This is a genomic window from Pseudomonas sp. GW822-FHT03F04 (genome assembly GCF_058801405.1).
Window position 1 is genome coordinate 103,976 of sequence record NZ_JBXANF010000004.1, and the last position, 17,083, is coordinate 121,058.

Below are 17,083 nucleotides of genomic sequence, written 5' to 3' on the forward strand. Positions count from 1 at the left end.
GGAGTTACCTGTGTTGAGAGCTTACTCAAATGTGGGGACGACCTTTCGATGTGTCGCCCCGGGCTGGCCATTGGTTGATGGTGAAATACTGTTTGACCATGAGCCTACCGTCCAGGAGTTGGAGGATGCGTTCGGTTTTGCGAACGGTGAGTTGGTCGTAAAACGCCAAATCGAACTGATTGCTGAAGAGCGATTTCGCCGTGAGGGTTCGGGCATCGTGGTCGATGGCGTCGCTATCGATACTTCCCGCGACAGCCAGTCGCTGATTGCAGGCATGGCAGTTTCAGCCATTCTCGATCCTGCTTACCAATGCAGTTACAAGGCCGTTGCCGGGTTTATTGACCTTGGCGCGCCACAGATTCTGCAAGTCGCAAAGGCTGTCCGATCTCATGTTCAGGCCTGTTTCGACCGGGAAAAAGCATTGTCCGAAGCTGTTCGGGCCGGTACTGACATCAGCGAAATGCTGATTAACGGATGGCCTGAAACCGCGCCGGAAACGCCCCCCGATAACCTTCTGTAAACGCCCCGGAATCCGGGGCGTTTTCTTATCCGCCCTCAAACACTCAACACCCGCCAAGCCCCTCCCCTGAGGGGCTTTCCCGTTTATGGAGAAACGAAAAATGGCAACCCGCCAAACCTACACCGTGCTCGTTCCATTCCCCACCGGCGGTGGGCACTGGTCGAGCGTCGGCCAGGAACTCGATCTGCTCGATGTCGAGGCCAGTGCCCTGCACAGCGCCGGTCGACTGGAGCTGAAAACACCTACCACCAAGGCCGTGAAGGCCGCTGCCAAGAAGGCTGACTGACTATGGCTGAGGTTCTGAACTTCGAGCACAACGGCATTACCGTCAATGCCACCGAATCCCCCGAGGCCATGGGTGGCCTGGGTGACAATGTCATCGGTCTGGTCGGCACCGCGCCGAAAGCCGATCCGCTGATTCCGCGCAACGCACCGTTTCGCATCAACAGCTTCACCACCCACGCGCTGCTGGATCCGACCGGTTCGGAAGAGGGCACCCTGTATCACGCGGTCTACCAGATCCTCAAAGTGGTCAAGGTGCCGGTGTACGTGGTGATCGTCGAAGCGGGCGCCACCCCGGCCGATACCGTCAACGCGGTGATCGGCGGCGTTGAGCCAGCCACCGGCCGCAAACTCGGTCTGGCGGCTCTGGGCAGCGTCCCGGAAGACCTGACCATCATCGGCGCGCCGGGCTTCACCGGCACCAAGGCTGTGGCCGGCGAGTTCGCCTCGTTCGGCAAGCGCATCAAGGCCCGTGTGGTGCTGGATGGCAAGGATGCTTCGGTCGCTGACCAAGTGTTGTACAGCAAGGATCTGGGCGGCGCCGACCTCGGTTTCGACCGTTGCCTGGTGGTGCACAACATGCCGGCCGTGTACTCGAAAGCGGCGAAGAAAAACGTCTTCCTTGCGCCATCCAGCCTGGCGATTGCCGCACTGGCCAAGGTCAAGCAATGGGAAAGCCCGGGCAACCAGGTGACCTACGCCGAAGACGTATCCCGCGTCGTTGAGTACAACATCCTCGACACCTCCACCGAAGGCGATCTGCTCAACCGCTACGGCGTCAGCTATTACGCCCGCACCGTGCTGGGCGGCTTCTCGCTGCTGGGCAACCGTTCCATCACCGGCAAGTTCATCAGCTACGTCGGTCTGGAAGACGCCATCAGCCGCAAGCTGGTGAAGGCCGGCCAGAAGGCCATGGCCAAGAACCTGACCAAGTCGTTCATGGATCAGGAAGTCAAACGCATCAACGACTGGCTGCAAACCCTGGTCGCCGACGAAACCATTCCTGGCGGCAGCGTGTACCTGCACCCGGAACTCAACAGCGTCGAGAAGTACAAGAACGGCACCTGGTACGTGGTCATCGACTACGGCCGCTACGCGCCGAACGAACACATGGTTTATCAACTCAACGCCCGCGATGAAATCATCGAGCAGTTCCTGGAGGACGTTCTCTAATGTTTACCAACCGCAATCGACAGGCCATCGCGGCCACCCTGCAAGGCCTGCCGCTGTCGGCGACCGTGGAGGAATTCACCCCGCCGAAGATCGAATTCGACGTGGAAAACATGACCGGCGGCCGCTTCATCGTCGAGGAAATGGCCAAGAGCGCCAAGGCGCTGGGCGCCAAGTTGATCCTGCAGGGCACCGGCCCGGAAATCATGCTTGCACTGGGTGTGAAGCTGGGCGAAGACATCCTGCTGAACGTGCGCGAAGCCGGTCAGGATCAGGACGGCAACACCTGGTTCACCTACCACACCGTGGGCGGCAAGCTGAAGATCCTCGATGAGGGCACGATCAAAATGGGCGAGAAACCCAAGACCACCCTGGAGCTCTCCTGCCGCACCTACACCCGCCTGGAAAACGGCATCCCGGTGATCGACATCGACGTGCGCACCCAGAAGTTCGTGCTCAACGGCGTCGACATCCTTGGTGATGCCCGTCGTGCGGTGCTGATGCCGTAAGCCTTTTCGGCGCATCAAGCACACACCCTGTGGGCGCTCACGCCCACAGGGATCTTCAAGAATACCCAAGGAATTCCTTTCATGTCGTGGATGCCACCCCAGCATGACCTGTTGTCGCCGATCACAGGTGACGATGGCTCGCAGATCGAATCGATCCAGCTCAAGCCCCTGTTCTACGCCGCCCAGAAAGAAGCGCTGGAACGCGCCGGCGATGACGAAGACGATCAGTTCTTCGAACTGGCGCTGCTGGCCACCGGGTTGTCGGTCAAGGAACTCGACCAGCTCAAGCGTCCGGACTACGTGACCATTGCGCAGTACGTACACGAGATGTCGACCCGTCCGGCGTCGTACTTTCTCGATCAGGTCGAAGACGCGGAAAAAACCGACGATCCCGACCAGGTGCAACTGCTGCAACCGCTCGCCGTCACCGGCCGCACCGTGACCTCGCTGAGCCTGGAAATGCCGGCGCTGCGGGCCACCAAAGTGATGAAGAAACTGAAAACGGCCAAGGAACGCGCCGAGTTCATCACCGCCCATTGCACCGGTCTGATGATCCCCGATCTGGCCCTGATGACCGTCCCGGACTGGACGCAATTGCAGGTGCGCATCGACGATTTTTTAAACCAGCCGGCGGCCTTCTTTCAGAGCGCGACATCGAAGTAATCCTCGATATCGTGCCGCTCATTTACCCGGTAAGTGAGGCGGAAATTCTGGAATGGGACGCCGAAAAGGCGTTGCGCCGCTACGACATAGCGATCACTCGCCTTGGCGTGAAACAGGAGTAGAGCGGCATGGCAGATACGAAGTATGCGCCGATGCTCGCCAGCGAGACTGGAAGCATGGCGTTCGGCAACGCCAGACTGGCGGGCGGATCGATAGCGCCCGACAGCCTCGGCACACCGCTGGTGGATTTGAGTCTGGCACTGGCTATGGCCAGTGCGGATATTCGTTTACTGACCCAGGAACAGATCAAGCTTCGAGAGCTGTTGGCCAATCAGCAATCGCTGTTCAAGGTGAGTGCTGCATCCCCGGCTGCAAGCGCCGAACCAAAGTCAAAACTCAAGGCCGAGATCGAGCAGCGCCCACCTCCTAAGCTCATGCAACCAGCCATGGCCAACGAGACGGCGCTGGTCGAACTCAATCAGTTGCTCAAGCTGAGCAGTGATCAGCTTCAAGCGCACTCGCAGAGCACTCTGGAACTCGCCAGCGAGAAACAGATATCCGCCAGTGGTGCGACCAACGCGGATCTGTTGCAAGTGCAGCTTGCCGGAGCCAGATCCGGCATTGCCGATGGTGCCAAAGGTGACCAGCGGGCGAACGAACTGAAGTGGTTCTCCCATGATGCCGCAATCAACGCATCGGCATTCAGGATGGACGTCAAGACGGCTGGCGAAATGCTCGCCGCGTGGCGTTCCTCGCTGAAGCTGGATCAGTATCAAAGCCAGGATCTTGCGGATGCAACGACCTACCTCGGCAATAGCGGTCTGGATGCCAAGGCCGCCGACATCGGTTCGGTGGTGCAACGTTCCGGCGAGAGTGCGATTGCCGCCGGATTGACGCCCGAACAGGTCGCCGCATTGGCGGCGGCGTTGCTCAATAGTGGTGCGGACAAGGAGGGCGCCAGCGCCGCGCTTAAGGGCATCACCTCGATGCTGGCCAAAGGCGGGGCGGTATCGACTGAGCAGCGAACAGCCTTGACTCAGTTAGGGCTTGATCCTCAATCGCTGTCTGAGGGTATGAGGAAGGATGCGCCTGCTGTCATCAACTCGGTTCTTGCTGCACTTAACGAGCAGCCTGTGCAAGAGCGGGCAGCACTGACGAAGACGCTATTCGGCGAAAACGACACCCGGGTTCTCGAACTGCTGAAGAAGCCGGACGATGTAAAAAACGCCTTCTCGCTGGTAGCCGACAAGCACAAGTACGCAACAACGGAGCTTGGCGCGGGCGAAGGTGCTGCGGCGAAGTCCGCAGAGGCGTTCGGCAATACTTCGCAGGGTCGCTGGAATGCGCTGGACGCAAGTCTGACCCGGTTGACCACTGCATTCGGCACGGCGCTTGCGCCCTTGGCTGACGGTGCCGCCGTAGTGCTCACCGCACTGGTCAACGGTGTGAGCGCAGCGGCAGAAACGTTCCCGGCCCTCACGGCAGGGCTGGTTCTGCTCGGCGTGGCAGCCATGCCGTTTGTGGGGGGGGCGTTGAAGTCCGGCGTGGCCTCGGTGCTCGACGTGGTTTCCACGAAACTATTGCGCCTGGCATCGGCGCGACTGCCGCCGGATATTGCCAATGTGATAGGCGGTGATGACAACGATGGCGACGGTCGCAAAAGCAGGAAGAAGGGGCGTGGATCACGCCGACGCACCCCTTCTGCTGCACGGTCGGCCGGCACCGCTTCCATAACCCGCAGGAGCAGTCGCTTGAGTGGTGTGACGGCCAGAGTCGCACCCATGTTCGACGATGCGCTCACCCGATTCAGAATGGTTGGCGATGTTGTCAAAAGCGCCATGCCGAGTCGGCTGAGCGGGGCTGGCGCGAAAGTCATGTCATTGGCAGAGGGTTTGGGGGGCAAGCTCATGCCGTCGGTTGTCAAGGCATTGCCTGCCATCAAGGTTGGTGCACCTCTGGCCATTGCTCACGCTGCCTATAAAGGGTTGAAAGGCTGGCGCGAAGGTGATGACAAAGCGGTAAAGGGAGCGGCCGGTGAACTGGCCGGAACGGCGATTGGCGCTACGATCGGTACGTTCATTGCGCCCGGTATCGGAACCTTCATTGGTGGCACGCTGGGTGGAATAATCGGGTCCTATGTGGGGGAGCATCAGGCGACGCCGCCTGAGGACAAGCTCGCCCCGCCAGCGGAAGTCGCCAAGGACCTGTCCGCGGCGCAAATGCAAACACCAACGCCACCTCCGCAATTCACCTACGCACCTTCAGTTCATGTCAGCGGCAGCGAAATGCTCAACTCCGAGAAGCTCGGCACGATGCTTTCGCAGGTGCTTGAGTCGCACTTCACGTCCCAATTTGTCCCGGGTGTGGCCGGCAATGCCCTCTCCATACGCCGCGACGCAGCCCTGACCGATGGAGTCGCCCAATGAAACAACAAATGGCACTGGGCAGTTTCATCTTCGGACTGTCCCGGGATTTCGCGTACAGCACGCTGTCGCGAAAATCCGAGGGTGGCTGGACCGAACTGCAGATTCTCAACAGCAAGCCCAAAGCCCATCAGATAGGGCAGAAACCCGAAACCCTGACCATCGGTGGCACCTCGATGTACGCCGCGGCGATGGACCGGCTCGATGAGCTGCGTGCGCTGCAAGCGTTGAGAGTGCCGCTGCCGTTGATTGACGGCATCGGTCGCAACTGGGGGTTGTGGCGGATCACCAGCATCGACGAAAACCAGAGCGAGGTCATCGATGACGGCACCGCGATGGTGATCAAGTGGGTGATCGTATTGGCGGAGTTCAACAATGCGTAAGGTACGAAGCGTGGCTGGCGATTCGGTGAATCTGTTGCTTTACCGCGAAACCGGTCGCTGTGATGACACAGCCGAAGAAGCCCTGTGGAAACTCAACCCGACCCTGGCCGAGCAAGGCCCGATCCTGCCGGCAGGTGTCTGGGTGACACTCCCGGAGCTCGACAGCAAACCCGCCGCGATCAAACCGGTTCTGGCCTGGGATTAAGGAGGCTGCATGGCACAGGGATTTACGCCGGCGATTGAAGTCTACGGGGCTCACGAGGCCCTGCTGAATCAGCGCCTGATCAGTTGGGAACACATTGATGCGGCCGGGATGGAGTCCGATCAACTGACGCTGGTGATTGACCTGGAAGGTCTTGAAGGCTTGCCGACCCTGGGTGGAACAGTCGGTCTGCGGGTTGGCTATCGGGAGTCCGGGCTGGTCGAAAAGGGCCAGTTCAGGATCACTCGACTGACACCGACGCTGTTTCCGCTGCGCCTGACGCTGGTCGCTACGGCCGCGCCTTTCAGTGGCAAGGACGAGACCGGATTCAGGGAGAGGCGCACGGCCAGCCACGGGCCCACAACCCTTGGTGCACTGTTTGGCAAACTGGTCTCGCCGCACGGTTTTTCGCCGCGCGTCGATCCCGAACTGGCGTTGATCAGGATCGCCCATGTCGACCAGTCGAACGAAACCGACATGAGCTTCATCACGCGAATGGCGCGCAAATACGACGCGGTTGCCAAACCGGTCAACGAACTCTACGTATTGGCGAAACCGGCGCAGCTCAAAAACTTTTCAGGCCAGGTGATACCGGACGTCAGGCTGTCGGTAACCAGCAACAATCGGCCGGGCGATCACGCCTTCATCAGCGCCACGCTGGAAGAGACCGCTCGTACCCAGAACCAGGGTTGCAAGACCAGCTTCTGGGACGATGCTCTTGGCAAGCTGCGGGAGGTGATCACCGGTTCCGAGCCTTACAAGGTCATTCGCCAGAAACTGGCCAATGAGGAAGAAGCCAAAACCATTGGCGAAGCCGAAGTGCGCAAGATGCTGCGCGAGAAATACACGCTGAAGGTCACATGCCCGGGCGATCCGCTGCTGGTGGCCGAAGGTCTGTTGGTGCTCGATGACACCTGGCCGGACTTCATGCGCGGTCGCTGGTCGATTGAAAAAGTCACCGCCAGTGGCAAGCGCGAAGAAAGCTATCGCTGCCTGATCGAAGCGAAGGGCCTGGATCCCGAGGCAAAAGCCAAGGACTGATCCACCCGACCTCTCAGCCACAGACATCACCGTGGCCACTCACTAATCCTGGAACGCTCCCCATGAAGATCTCCCCGATCCTCACGCAGCTGCGTGCGCAATGCCCAAGCCTTGCCGGCCATATCGCGACAGGTGTCGACCTGGTGCTTCTGCAAGGCAACCCGAATCTGCCGACACCGTCGGCTCATGTTTTACCGCTGGCCGATCTGGCCAGCGCCAGCACCGCACAGAACTCTGCCAGCCAGCCGATCCGCGACCGTTTCGAAATCATCCTGGTGCTTGATGCCACGGACGCCACAAAAGCGCTGGATCTGTTGCATGACCTGCGCGCCGAAGTGTGGCGGGCGCTGGTGGGTTTCAAGCCCGGTTCCGACTACAGCGCCATCGTTTATGACGGCGGCGAAACGGTCTCGATCAACAGCAGCCGCGCGTTCTACCGGCTGCGCTTTTTTGCCGAGTTCCAGCTGGGCCGCAATCTGCCAAGTCAGCCTGCGGAGAGTTGGCACGAACGTGAACTGGACGGTTTGTCGTCCTTTACCGGGGTCACCGTGCGGGTCGATGCGATCGACCCGGCCGACCCCAACCTGAAACACCCGGGCCCTGACGGGCGCGTGGAAATGACTTTCTCTGGAGACGTAACCCCATGAGCAACCGCATCACCGTAGTGCCGGCCGCTGGCCGTGCCGTGCCGGACCCGGAAGCAGGCGACCTGCTGCCACTGGAAGGCCGTGAAGTGCTGGACAGCGCCTGGTGGCGCCGGCGTCTGGCCGACGGCGATATCACCCTCAAAACCGCAACAGCTAAACAAAAGGGAGCCAAATAATGGCGATCGGATTCAGCAACATTCCTGCGGACATTCGTGTACCGCTGTTCTATGCCGAAATGGACAACTCGGCCGCCAATAGCGCGTCCTCGTCCATGCGCCGCCTGATCGTGGCGCAGGTCAACGACAATATCGCCCCGAGCGAAGTCGGCAAACTGGTGCTGGTTTCCAGCGTGGCACTGGCCAAGAGCATTGGCGGCCAGGGCTCGATGCTGGCCTCGATGTACGAGACCTTCCGCAAGGCCGACCCGATCGGTGAGATCTGGTGCCTGCCGCTGCACAACGCCACCGGTGCCATCGCCAAAGGCGTGCTGACCCTGACCGGCACCGCGACTCAGGCTGGCGTGCTCAACCTGTATGTCGGCGGCGTCCGTGTACAGGCCACCGTGGTCAACGGTGCCACTGCTGCCCAGGCGGCCACCGCTCTGGCACAGAAAATCAACGCCACCGCCGATCTGCCGGTGAGCGCTGCCGCTGCTGAAGGTGTGGTCACCCTGAACGCCAAATGGACTGGCGAGAGCGGCAACGACATCAGCCTGCAATTCAATCGCCTGGGCAAGAGCAACGGCGAAGAAACCCCGGCTGGCCTGACCACCGCCATCACCGCCATGACCGGCGGCGTCGGTGTACCGGATCAAGTGGCTGCCGTTGCGGCACTGGGCGATGAGCCGTTCGAATTCATCACGCTGCCATGGTCCGACCTGGCGACCCTCAACACTTGGCAAGCGGTGATGGATGACAGCACCGGTCGCTGGTCGTGGGCCAAGCAACTGTTCGGTCACGTCTACAGCGCCAAGCGCGGCACCGTCGGTACTCTGGTGGCAGCCGGTCAGGCTCGCAACGACCAGCACATGACCATTCAGGCGCTGGAGCCGGGCGTTCCGCAACCGGTATGGGTACAAGCTGCGGCACTGGCTGCGCGTACTTCGGTGTTCATCTCGGCCGACGCCAGCCGTCCGACCCAGAGCGGCAGCCTGCCAGGCGTCGATCCGGCACCGGCCAGCGAGCGCTTCACCCTGACCGAGCGTCAGTCGCTGCTCAACTACGGCATCGCCACCGCGTACTACGAAGGCGGTTACGTGCGCATCCAGCGCTCGATCACCACCTACCAGAAGAACGCTTACGGCCAGGCCGACAACTCGTACCTGGACAGCGAAACCATGCACCAGTCGGCGTTCATCGTGCGTCGTCTGCAAAGCGTGATCACCAGCAAATACGGTCGCCACAAACTGGCCTCCGACGGCACCCGTTTCGGCGCCGGCCAGCCGATCGTCACCCCGGCGACCATTCGCGGTGAGCTGATCGCCCAGTACGCCAAGCTCGAACTGGAAGGCCACGTGGAAAACGCCGAGCTGTTCGCCGAGCACCTGATCGTCGAGCGCGACGTGCAGGACCCAAGCCGCGTGAACGTGCTGTTCCCGCCTGATTACATCAACGGTCTGCGCGTGTTCGCACTGCTCAACCAGTTCCGTCTGCAGTACGACGACGTCGCCTGATCGGCCCGTTTGACACTGTGATTTCAGCCCACCTCGCGTGGGCTTTTTATTTGAAGGGAGTAACACCATGGGTCAACTGATTGCAGGCACCTGCTACGTCAAGGTCGACGGTGCACAACTGACTATCAATGGCGGCTGCGAAGCCCCGCTGATGGCCGTCAAACGCGAAACCGTCGTGCCGGGTTTCTACAAGGAAACCGACATCGCGCCGTCGTTCAAAGTGACTGCGCTGCACACCGCCGACTTCCCGCTGAAGAAGCTGATCGAAGGCACCGACATCACCGTCACCTGCGAATTCAGCAACGGCAAAGTCTACGTGCTGGCCGGTGCCTACCTGGTCGAAGAGCCAGTCTCCAAAGGCGATGACGCCACCATCGAACTGAAATTCGAAGGCATCAAGGGGACCTGGCAATGAGCGGCGCCGTGAAGCTTCAAGTTGCGATCGAAGCTCACGGCGAGCCCCTGACCGAACTCGTCCTGCGCCGTCCGACGGTGCAGGAGGTACGAGCGATCAAGGCGCTGCCGTACAAGATCGACAAGAGCGAAGAGGTCAGCCTCGACATGGACGTGGCGGCCAAATACATCGCCGTGTGCGCCGGCATTCCGCCGTCGTCGGTCAACCAGTTGGATCTGGCTGACCTCAACGCATTGAGCTGGGCCGTTGCGAGTTTTTTCATGAGTGCGGCGTCGGAGCCATCACCGACCTGATTTCGGTCGCCTATGACCTGGCCTGGTTCTGGAAGGTTGACCCCGAACAGATGATGGCCAGGCCACTGGATGTGCTCCGCGAATCGCTGGAGCACGCGCAACGGATCAATGCGATGCAGCAGGTGCAGTGATGGCAGACGAAGAAAAGAAAGAGAAAACCTCGGTGCTGCTGACGGGCATCGATGAACTGTCGCCCAAGCTCGGTGCCCTGCGAGTAAAGGTCGAGAGCTTCAAGAAAAACCTCGAACAGACCGGCCTCGGCAAACTGGACATCAGCGGTCTGTTCAAGGGCGGCAGCGTGATTACGCCGTTCGTGGACGGCATCAAATCGGCTGCGGCGTTTCAGGGCAAGTTGACCGAAGTCAGCGAAACGGCGAAAACCGTCGATCTGCCGGAAACACCGAAAGCCGCCGCGCAGAACATGAACGTGTTCAGTGCGTCGATGGAAAAGGTCTCCGCCGCGGTGGACGCCGCACTGGTGCCGGCCGTGGGGGCGTTGGTGGTCGGGCTGGAACCGGTGCTGACCCAGGTCGGCAGCCTGCTGGCCGACAACCCGAAACTGGTCGAAGGGCTGGCGGCGGGGGCGATTGCGTTTTCTGCCATGCAAACCGCCGTCACCGGTGCGACACAGGTGTTCGACGTGATGAGCATGGTGCTCAAGACCAATCCGATCATGCTGATCGCCATGGGCATTGCGGTGGCGGCCGGTTTGATCGTGGCCAACTGGACACCGATTTCCGCGTTCTTCACCGGATTGTGGGAGGGCGTGAAAAACGCCGGGGCGAGTGCAATGGCGACGTTGCGTTCGGTGCTCGACTGGCGGCCGCTGGAGGCACTGGCGGCGCTGTGGGAACCGGTCACGGGTTTCTTCTCGGGGATCTGGGACAAGGTCAAGGCTGTGACCGCGCCTGTGATCGACTTCTTCAAGTCGGTTTTCTCGTGGTCGCCCGCGGGCCTGATTCTGGAAAACTGGGGGCCGTTGACCGGTCTGTTTTCGGCGATCTGGGAATTGCTCAAGGCCTTGAGTGTGCCGGTGATGTCGTTCCTCAAAGGTCTGTTCGACTGGACGCCGCTGGGGATGATCATCAACAACTGGGGCGCGATCACCGGCTTCTTCGCCTCGATCTGGGCCACGTTGCAACCGGCGGCGAAAGCCATCAAGGATTTCTTCGGCACCCTGTTCGATCATTCCCCGCTGGGGATGATCATCAACAACTGGGGCGCAATCACCGGCTTCTTCGCCTCGATCTGGGCCTCGCTGCAACCGGCGGCGCAAGCCATCAAGGACTTCTTCGGCACCTTGTTCGACTATTCCCCGCTGGGGATGATCGTCAACAACTGGGGCGCCATCGTGACGTTCTTCGAACCGATCTGGGCCACGCTGCAAGCCTCGGCACAGCAGGTCAAAAGCTTCTTCCAGAGTCTGTTCGAATGGTCGCCGCTGGAGCAGATCGCCCAGTACTGGCAGCCGATCAGCGAAGTGTTTTCGGCGCTGTGGGGCGTGGTGCAGGCGCTGGCCGCACCGGTACTGGAGTTCCTGCACAACATGTTCGAATGGACACCGTTGGGGCAGATCATCAAGAACTGGGGACCGATCACCGAGTGGTTCGGCGAGTTGTGGCAAAAGCTGCAAACCGTCATCGCTCCGATCAAGGAACTGTTCGACGGTGGCTTCGCCGGGCTGATCGCCAAGGTCACCGGCAAGGTCGAAACCCTGACCCAGGCGCAACGCCAGACCAATGCCGAAGGCAAGGGTGAACTGGCGCCGGCATTCTTTGGTGCCAGCCCGAAACCCGAGGGCGGCAGTGCGTTGCAGGGCGGTTCTTTGCCGCAATCCTCCAGCGCACTGATCCAGCAAAGCGCTGCCAACAACCGCACGCAGCTCGAAGGCGGCCTGACGGTGCGCTTCGAAAATGCACCGGCGGGGTTGCGCACCGATCAACCGCAAACCAATCAACCGGGGCTGGCGCTCAGTTCGCGCATCGGCTATCGCTCGCTATCGGCAGGAGGTTCCAATGAACTGGCGTGACCGTTTGTTGCCGGCATCCTTTCGGGGTGTCGGCTTCTGGATCGACCAGGCGAAAACCCCGGTCGGTCGCAAGGGGCAATTGCACGAATACCCGCAGCGCGACCTGCCGTTTTTCGAGGATCTTGGCCAGCAGGCCAAGACCCACGACCTGACGGCGTTCATCATCGGTGCCGATTGCCTGGAGCAGCGCGACAAGCTGCTCCAGGCCCTGGAGCAGGGCAGCGGCGAACTGGTGCACCCGTGGCTGGGGCGCTTGCAGGTCAAGGTCGGCGAGTGCGACATGACTCATACCCGCCAGGATGGCGGGATGGTGACCTTCACCCTGAAGTTCTACCCGGACCGGCCGCTGCCGTTTCCGACGGCGACGGTCAGCACGCAAAAAGTCCTGCTGATCAAGGCCGACGGTTTGCTCGGTTCGGCGGTGGCGCGCTTCGAACAGGCGATGACCCTGATCAAGGCGGCGCGGATCGGCATCGCCAATCTGCGCAACAGCCTCACCGGCGTGTATGACGTGATCAAGGAGCAACTCAAACCGTTGATCGCGCAGTACAAGCAGATCACCGAACTGGTCAGGGCCGTCAAGGAACTGCCCAAGGAAGTAGCGGCGGAGTTCAAGGGTTTGCTCGGCGATATCAAAGAGCTGAAGGAATTCGCGAAGGAGGGCTACCGTGGCGTGATTGCCGACGTGTCCCAACAACTCGAAGCCATCCGCAAGGCCGACGCACCGAAAATCACCACCGGCAAGGACACCAACGCCGCCGCGCAAGCGATGGCCAACCTGGTGCAGGACACCCTGATCGTCAAAGTCGCGCAGTGGGTTGCTTCGATGCCGGTGGCCTCTACGCCGGTAAAACTGAACTCGACCCCCTCGCTGGATCAGCAATCGAAGCAGCCGATCACTCGTCAGGAAGTGCCGGTCACCGACGATCTGCAAGCCCTGCAAAAAGAGCTGATCGAAGCATTGCAAAAGGCCCAGGACAAGGCCGATCCCGCGCACTACCAGGCCATCGCCGATGTGAAGGAAGCGCTGATCGCGCACCTCAAGGCTGTGGCTTCGTCCGGTGTGCGACTGGTCAGCAAAACCTTCCAGGAAACCTTTCCGGCGGTAGTCGTGGCCTACAAACAGTTTGGCGACGCCACGCGGGTGACCGAGGTCATTCAGCGCAACGGTCTGTCTCATCCGAGCTTCTCACCCAACGAAGTCAAAGTTTCCAGGGAGTGAGCCATGAACGAGACTGACAATCGCGTGACGCTGACCGTCGGCGACATGGAATACGGCGGCTGGAAAAGCGTGCAGATCACCGCGGACCTGGAGCGCCAGTTCCGCACCTTCAAACTCGACATCACCTGGCAATGGCCGGGACAGACCGTGGATCAGCGGATCAAGGCCGGCGACCCGTGCGAAGTGCGGATCGGCAAGGATCTGGTGCTCACCGGTTATGTGTTCAAGGCCCCGATCAGCTATGACGGGCGGCAGATCAGCCTGAGCATCGAAGGCAGTTCCAAGACCCAGGATCTGGTGGATTGTGCGGCGCGAAACAACCCCGGCCAATGGCAGGATCAGTCGTTGTTGAACATCGTCCAGGCCCTGGCCATGGAGTACGCGTTGATGGTGGTCAACGAAATTCCCGAGACCGCACGCCTGAGCAAGCACACGATCGTGCCAGGTGAAACGGCGTTTCAGTCGATCGACCGCTTGCTCTCGCTGTACCGGGTGTTTTCCACCGATGACGCCGAAGGCCGGCTGGTGCTCGCCAAACCGGGCAGCGGCGGTCGCGCCAGCGATGCACTGGAGCTGGGGAAGAACATTCTCTCGGCCAATGCACCGATGGATTTCAGCCAGGTGTTCTCTGAATACCGGGTGATCGGCCAGCAGAAGGGCAACGACAAGAAGAGCGGGGCAGCGGTCAGCGAAGTGGAATCGGTGGCGGCCGACCTGAGCTTCAAGCGCCGGCGTACCACGATCATCAACGAAGGCTCGCAACTGACCTTCGAACTGGCCCAGCAACGGGCCCAATGGGAAAGCGCAACCCGTATGGGCCGGGCGCTGACCACCACTTATCAGGTGCAGGGCTGGCGTCAGTCCAACGGTGACCTGTGGCGTCACAACACCCTGGTGCGGGTCAAGGATCCGGTGCTCGGGTTCGATGAAGACATGCTGATTTCCAAGGTGACGTACTCGTTGTCGGCGCAAGGCTCGGTGACCACCCTGCAAGTGGCGCCGCCGCATACCTTCGACGCCAATCCTTCGCCGCCGAAAAAAACCTGAGCCCGACCCCGCCCTTCAAGGAAACCCTATGAGCCTACTGACACGCCTGCTGGCGCGCGGCACTGTCGTGCTCGCCAGTTCGGCCTCCAAGCTGCAATCGCTGCAAATGCGCCTCACCGCCGGTGAAGTGAACGACGACATGGAGCACTTCGAACCCTACGGTTTCACCAGCCATCCGCTGGCCGGTGCCGAAGGCGTCGTCACGTTTCTGGGCGGTGATCGTTCCCACGCCATTGCCCTGGTGGTCGCCGACCGCCGTTATCGCCTGCAATCGCTGGCGGCCGGCGAAGTGGCGATCTACACCGACGAAGGCGACAAGATTCACTTCAAGCGTGGGCGGATCATCGACATCGAAACCTCCACCCTCAACATCCGCGCCAGCACCGCCGTGAACTTCGAGACGCCGGTGATCAACCAGACCGGCAAGATCGTTTCCAAAGGCGATCAGCTGGCTGGCGGCATCAGCCAGATCAAGCACGTGCACGTTGGCGTGCAGGCGGGCAGCGGCCAGACCGGCGCGCCGGCGGGAGGTCAGTGATGCTTTTCAGTCAGAACCTTCACGCCGCGCTGACCCGTTCAGTGCTGATCAGCCTGTTCTCCTGGCGCCGTGCGGCCGACGACGATGCCCTCGACGACGAGGAGCGTTACGGCTGGTGGGGCGACACCTTTCCGACCGTAGCCGACGACCGCATCGGTTCGCGGTTGTGGCTGCTGCGCCGGGTCAAGCTGACCCGACAGACCCAGATGGACGCCGAGTTCTATGCCCGCGAAGCCTTGCAGTGGCTGATCGACGACGGCCATTGCAGCGCCATCGACATCATCAGCGAACGCCTCGACGCCCAGCGCCTGAACCTGCGTACGGTCCTGACCCTGGCCGACGGCGAACGTCTGGACATCAACCCCGATAACAGTTGGCAGGTGATCTATGCCGTTTGAAACCCCTTCGCTGCCGGTGCTGATCAAGCGCACCCAAAGCGACCTGGCCGGCGATTCGCTGCGCCAGTCCGATGCGCAAGTCCTGGCCCGCACACTCGGCGGCGCCGCGTATGGCCTGTACGGCTACCTCGACTGGATTGCCGAGCAGATCCTGCCCGATACCGCCGATGAATCCACCCTGGAACGCATCGCCGCGCTGCGCCTGAACCAGCCGCGCAAACCGGCACAGGTGGCCACCGGCAACGTCAGCTTCAACGCGACGGCGGGCGCGGTGCTGGACGTCGATACGTTGCTGCAGTCGAGCGACGGTCGCACCTTCAAAGTCACCGCCGCGCGTACCACCGTCAATGGCGTCAACAGCACCTCCATCGCCGCGCTTGATGCCGGCAGCCTGGGCAATGCCGAGGCCGGTCTGGCGCTGACGCCGGTGCAGCCGATCACTGGTGTGGTCGGCAACAGCTTTGTGGTGCTGGCGCCGGGGCTCAACGGCGGGGTAGCGCGGGAAAGTCTGGAGTCGCTGCGCTCGCGGGTGATCCGCTCCTATCGCGTCATCCCCCACGGCGGTTCGGCCAGCGACTACGAGACTTGGGCGCTGGAAGTGCCGGGCGTGACGCGCGCCTGGTGCCGTGGCGGCTTTCTCGGGCCGGGCACCGTGGGCGTCTACATCATGCGTGACGACGACCCGCAACCGGTGCCGAATGCGGATCAACTGGCCGAAGTACAGGCTTACATCGAGCCGCTGCGCCCGGTGACCGCTGAAGTGCATGTGCTCCCGCCGGTGCAGAAACCGGTGACCTATCAACTGAAGCTGACGCCCGATACCACCGCGGTGCGCGCCGCTGTCGAAACCCAGTTGCGCGATCTGCATAACCGCGAGGCCGACCTCGGCGCGGATCTGTTGATCAGTCATATCCGCGAAGCGATCAGCAGCGCGGCGGGTGAAACCGATCACGTGCTTTCGGCCCCGGTGGCGAACGTCGCGGCAGGCGACAGCGAACTGCTCACCTTCGGAGGTTGCGTATGGGGGGCATAAGAACCGCCGCGCAATACCAGGCGCAATTGCGTGCCTTGCTGCCTTCGGGCCCGGCGTGGGATCCGGAGCGAGTGCCGGAACTCGATGAGGTGCTGCAAGGCGTCGCCGTCGAACTGGCACGCCTCGACGCCCGCGCCGCCGACCTGCTCAACGAGATGGACCCGGCCGGCGTCAGCGAACTGGTGCCGGACTGGGAACAGGTGATGAACCTGCCCGACCCGTGCCTGGGCGCCACACCGCTGTTCGATGACCGGCGCCTCGCCGTACGCCGCCGCTTGTTGGCGGTCGGCAGCCAGGCCGTCGGCTACTACCTGGAAATCGCCAAAAGCCAGGGCTACCCCAACGCCACCATCACCGAGCTCGAAGCCCCGCGCATGGGTCGTTCGCGCTTTGGTGCGGCGCACTGGGGCACCTGGGAAGCGCAGTTCATGTGGACGCTCAACACCGGCGGCCGCCTGCTGCTCGGTCGGCGTTTCGGTGCGAGTTACTGGGGTGAGCGCTTCGGCGTGAACCCGGGCTCGGCGCTCGAATGCATGATCCATCGGGCAGCACCGGCGCACACCAAGGTGCACATCAATTATGACTAGGGAATAACG

21 protein-coding genes are annotated in these 17,083 nt (G+C 61.5%); all 21 read left to right on the forward strand.

Annotated elements, in window-relative coordinates:
- Positions 1-10 precede the first annotated feature (10 nt).
- Positions 11-520 carry a DUF4376 domain-containing protein gene (locus AC1RMX_RS10030; RefSeq protein WP_493071692.1) on the forward strand — a complete coding sequence of 170 codons (510 nt, stop codon included), beginning with the start codon at positions 11-13 and terminating at the stop codon, positions 518-520.
- 100 nt (positions 521-620) lie between these two features.
- Positions 621-806, forward strand: coding sequence for a hypothetical protein (locus tag AC1RMX_RS10035; RefSeq protein WP_039771239.1), 186 nt, complete (start codon positions 621-623; stop codon positions 804-806).
- A gap of 2 nt (positions 807-808) precedes the next feature.
- The gene (locus AC1RMX_RS10040; protein ID WP_096819597.1) at positions 809-1,975 is read left to right on the forward strand and encodes a phage tail sheath protein; all 1,167 of its coding nucleotides are present in this window, start codon (positions 809-811) and stop codon (positions 1,973-1,975) included.
- Complete coding sequence (locus tag AC1RMX_RS10045; protein ID WP_085712871.1) at positions 1,975-2,481, forward strand: phage major tail tube protein; 507 nt, start codon at positions 1,975-1,977, stop codon at positions 2,479-2,481. Before AC1RMX_RS10040 ends, AC1RMX_RS10045 begins: the two co-directional genes overlap by 1 nt.
- An 81-nt stretch (positions 2,482-2,562) precedes the next feature.
- A complete protein-coding gene (locus tag AC1RMX_RS10050; RefSeq protein WP_493071695.1) occupies positions 2,563-3,144 on the forward strand; it encodes a phage tail assembly protein in 582 nt (193 codons plus the stop codon).
- A 128-nt stretch (positions 3,145-3,272) separates the two neighbouring features.
- Positions 3,273-5,570, forward strand: a complete 2,298-nt coding sequence (locus tag AC1RMX_RS10055; RefSeq protein WP_493065371.1) for a phage tail tape measure protein — start codon at positions 3,273-3,275, stop codon at positions 5,568-5,570.
- Positions 5,567-5,950, forward strand: a complete 384-nt coding sequence (locus tag AC1RMX_RS10060) for a phage tail protein (protein ID WP_493071697.1) — start codon at positions 5,567-5,569, stop codon at positions 5,948-5,950. The genes AC1RMX_RS10055 and AC1RMX_RS10060 overlap by 4 nt, the downstream gene beginning before the upstream one ends.
- A complete protein-coding gene (locus AC1RMX_RS10065) occupies positions 5,943-6,155 on the forward strand; it encodes a tail protein X (protein WP_493071700.1) in 213 nt (70 codons plus the stop codon). The genes AC1RMX_RS10060 and AC1RMX_RS10065 overlap by 8 nt, the downstream gene beginning before the upstream one ends.
- Before the next feature lie 9 nt (positions 6,156-6,164).
- Positions 6,165-7,193 (forward strand): phage late control D family protein, encoded by a 1,029-nt coding sequence (locus AC1RMX_RS10070; protein ID WP_493071704.1) that lies wholly within the window; start codon positions 6,165-6,167, stop codon positions 7,191-7,193.
- Between the two features lie 62 nt (positions 7,194-7,255).
- Positions 7,256-7,840, forward strand: a complete 585-nt coding sequence (locus AC1RMX_RS10075) for a phage tail terminator protein (protein WP_493071707.1) — start codon at positions 7,256-7,258, stop codon at positions 7,838-7,840.
- The gene (locus AC1RMX_RS10080; RefSeq protein ID WP_007954893.1) at positions 7,837-8,016 is read left to right on the forward strand and encodes a DUF2635 domain-containing protein; all 180 of its coding nucleotides are present in this window, start codon (positions 7,837-7,839) and stop codon (positions 8,014-8,016) included. The genes AC1RMX_RS10075 and AC1RMX_RS10080 overlap by 4 nt, the downstream gene beginning before the upstream one ends.
- Positions 8,016-9,512, forward strand: a complete 1,497-nt coding sequence (locus AC1RMX_RS10085; RefSeq protein WP_096819589.1) for a phage tail sheath subtilisin-like domain-containing protein — start codon at positions 8,016-8,018, stop codon at positions 9,510-9,512. Before AC1RMX_RS10080 ends, AC1RMX_RS10085 begins: the two co-directional genes overlap by 1 nt.
- A 67-nt stretch (positions 9,513-9,579) precedes the next feature.
- On the forward strand, positions 9,580-9,927 hold the full coding sequence (locus tag AC1RMX_RS10090; protein ID WP_007908779.1) for a phage tail tube protein: 348 nt from the start codon (positions 9,580-9,582) through the stop codon (positions 9,925-9,927).
- Entirely contained in the window at positions 9,924-10,220 is a 297-nt protein-coding gene (locus AC1RMX_RS10095; protein WP_003222226.1) for a phage tail assembly protein, read from the forward strand. The genes AC1RMX_RS10090 and AC1RMX_RS10095 overlap by 4 nt, the downstream gene beginning before the upstream one ends.
- Positions 10,221-10,350: 130 nt before the next feature.
- On the forward strand, positions 10,351-12,249 hold the full coding sequence (locus tag AC1RMX_RS10100; protein ID WP_493071709.1) for a phage tail protein: 1,899 nt from the start codon (positions 10,351-10,353) through the stop codon (positions 12,247-12,249).
- The gene (locus tag AC1RMX_RS10105) at positions 12,236-13,471 is read left to right on the forward strand and encodes a DNA circularization protein (protein WP_096819587.1); all 1,236 of its coding nucleotides are present in this window, start codon (positions 12,236-12,238) and stop codon (positions 13,469-13,471) included. The genes AC1RMX_RS10100 and AC1RMX_RS10105 overlap by 14 nt, the downstream gene beginning before the upstream one ends.
- Positions 13,472-13,474: 3 nt before the next feature.
- Positions 13,475-14,518, forward strand: coding sequence for a phage baseplate assembly protein (locus AC1RMX_RS10110; protein ID WP_273541158.1), 1,044 nt, complete (start codon positions 13,475-13,477; stop codon positions 14,516-14,518).
- 28 nt (positions 14,519-14,546) lie between these two features.
- Entirely contained in the window at positions 14,547-15,056 is a 510-nt protein-coding gene (locus AC1RMX_RS10115; RefSeq protein ID WP_096819585.1) for a phage baseplate assembly protein V, read from the forward strand.
- Positions 15,056-15,454: a phage GP46 family protein gene (locus tag AC1RMX_RS10120; protein ID WP_096819584.1), complete on the forward strand. Its 399-nt coding sequence runs from the start codon at positions 15,056-15,058 to the stop codon at positions 15,452-15,454. The genes AC1RMX_RS10115 and AC1RMX_RS10120 overlap by 1 nt, the downstream gene beginning before the upstream one ends.
- Positions 15,444-16,487: a baseplate J/gp47 family protein gene (locus tag AC1RMX_RS10125; protein ID WP_096819583.1), complete on the forward strand. Its 1,044-nt coding sequence runs from the start codon at positions 15,444-15,446 to the stop codon at positions 16,485-16,487. The genes AC1RMX_RS10120 and AC1RMX_RS10125 overlap by 11 nt, the downstream gene beginning before the upstream one ends.
- Positions 16,475-17,074, forward strand: a complete 600-nt coding sequence (locus tag AC1RMX_RS10130; RefSeq protein ID WP_096819582.1) for a YmfQ family protein — start codon at positions 16,475-16,477, stop codon at positions 17,072-17,074. Before AC1RMX_RS10125 ends, AC1RMX_RS10130 begins: the two co-directional genes overlap by 13 nt.
- Positions 17,075-17,083 lie beyond the last annotated feature (9 nt).

Excerpts from the sequence above, each read along its gene's own strand:
- AC1RMX_RS10035 (WP_039771239.1), top strand. The coding sequence starts at position 621 with ATGGCAACCCGCCAAACCTACACCGTGCTCGTTCCATTCCCCACCGGC.
- AC1RMX_RS10040 (WP_096819597.1), top strand. The coding sequence starts at position 809 with ATGGCTGAGGTTCTGAACTTCGAGCACAACGGCATTACCGTCAATGCC.
- AC1RMX_RS10045 (WP_085712871.1), top strand. The coding sequence starts at position 1,975 with ATGTTTACCAACCGCAATCGACAGGCCATCGCGGCCACCCTGCAAGGC.
- AC1RMX_RS10050 (WP_493071695.1), top strand. The coding sequence starts at position 2,563 with ATGTCGTGGATGCCACCCCAGCATGACCTGTTGTCGCCGATCACAGGT.
- AC1RMX_RS10055 (WP_493065371.1), top strand. The coding sequence starts at position 3,273 with ATGGCAGATACGAAGTATGCGCCGATGCTCGCCAGCGAGACTGGAAGC.
- AC1RMX_RS10060 (WP_493071697.1), top strand. The coding sequence starts at position 5,567 with ATGAAACAACAAATGGCACTGGGCAGTTTCATCTTCGGACTGTCCCGG.
- AC1RMX_RS10065 (WP_493071700.1), top strand. The coding sequence starts at position 5,943 with ATGCGTAAGGTACGAAGCGTGGCTGGCGATTCGGTGAATCTGTTGCTT.
- AC1RMX_RS10070 (WP_493071704.1), top strand. The coding sequence starts at position 6,165 with ATGGCACAGGGATTTACGCCGGCGATTGAAGTCTACGGGGCTCACGAG.
- AC1RMX_RS10075 (WP_493071707.1), top strand. The coding sequence starts at position 7,256 with ATGAAGATCTCCCCGATCCTCACGCAGCTGCGTGCGCAATGCCCAAGC.
- AC1RMX_RS10080 (WP_007954893.1), top strand. The coding sequence starts at position 7,837 with ATGAGCAACCGCATCACCGTAGTGCCGGCCGCTGGCCGTGCCGTGCCG.
- AC1RMX_RS10085 (WP_096819589.1), top strand. The coding sequence starts at position 8,016 with ATGGCGATCGGATTCAGCAACATTCCTGCGGACATTCGTGTACCGCTG.
- AC1RMX_RS10090 (WP_007908779.1), top strand. The coding sequence starts at position 9,580 with ATGGGTCAACTGATTGCAGGCACCTGCTACGTCAAGGTCGACGGTGCA.
- AC1RMX_RS10095 (WP_003222226.1), top strand. The coding sequence starts at position 9,924 with ATGAGCGGCGCCGTGAAGCTTCAAGTTGCGATCGAAGCTCACGGCGAG.
- AC1RMX_RS10100 (WP_493071709.1), top strand. The coding sequence starts at position 10,351 with ATGGCAGACGAAGAAAAGAAAGAGAAAACCTCGGTGCTGCTGACGGGC.
- AC1RMX_RS10105 (WP_096819587.1), top strand. The coding sequence starts at position 12,236 with ATGAACTGGCGTGACCGTTTGTTGCCGGCATCCTTTCGGGGTGTCGGC.
- AC1RMX_RS10110 (WP_273541158.1), top strand. The coding sequence starts at position 13,475 with ATGAACGAGACTGACAATCGCGTGACGCTGACCGTCGGCGACATGGAA.
- AC1RMX_RS10115 (WP_096819585.1), top strand. The coding sequence starts at position 14,547 with ATGAGCCTACTGACACGCCTGCTGGCGCGCGGCACTGTCGTGCTCGCC.
- AC1RMX_RS10120 (WP_096819584.1), top strand. The coding sequence starts at position 15,056 with ATGCTTTTCAGTCAGAACCTTCACGCCGCGCTGACCCGTTCAGTGCTG.
- AC1RMX_RS10125 (WP_096819583.1), top strand. The coding sequence starts at position 15,444 with ATGCCGTTTGAAACCCCTTCGCTGCCGGTGCTGATCAAGCGCACCCAA.
- AC1RMX_RS10130 (WP_096819582.1), top strand. The coding sequence starts at position 16,475 with ATGGGGGGCATAAGAACCGCCGCGCAATACCAGGCGCAATTGCGTGCC.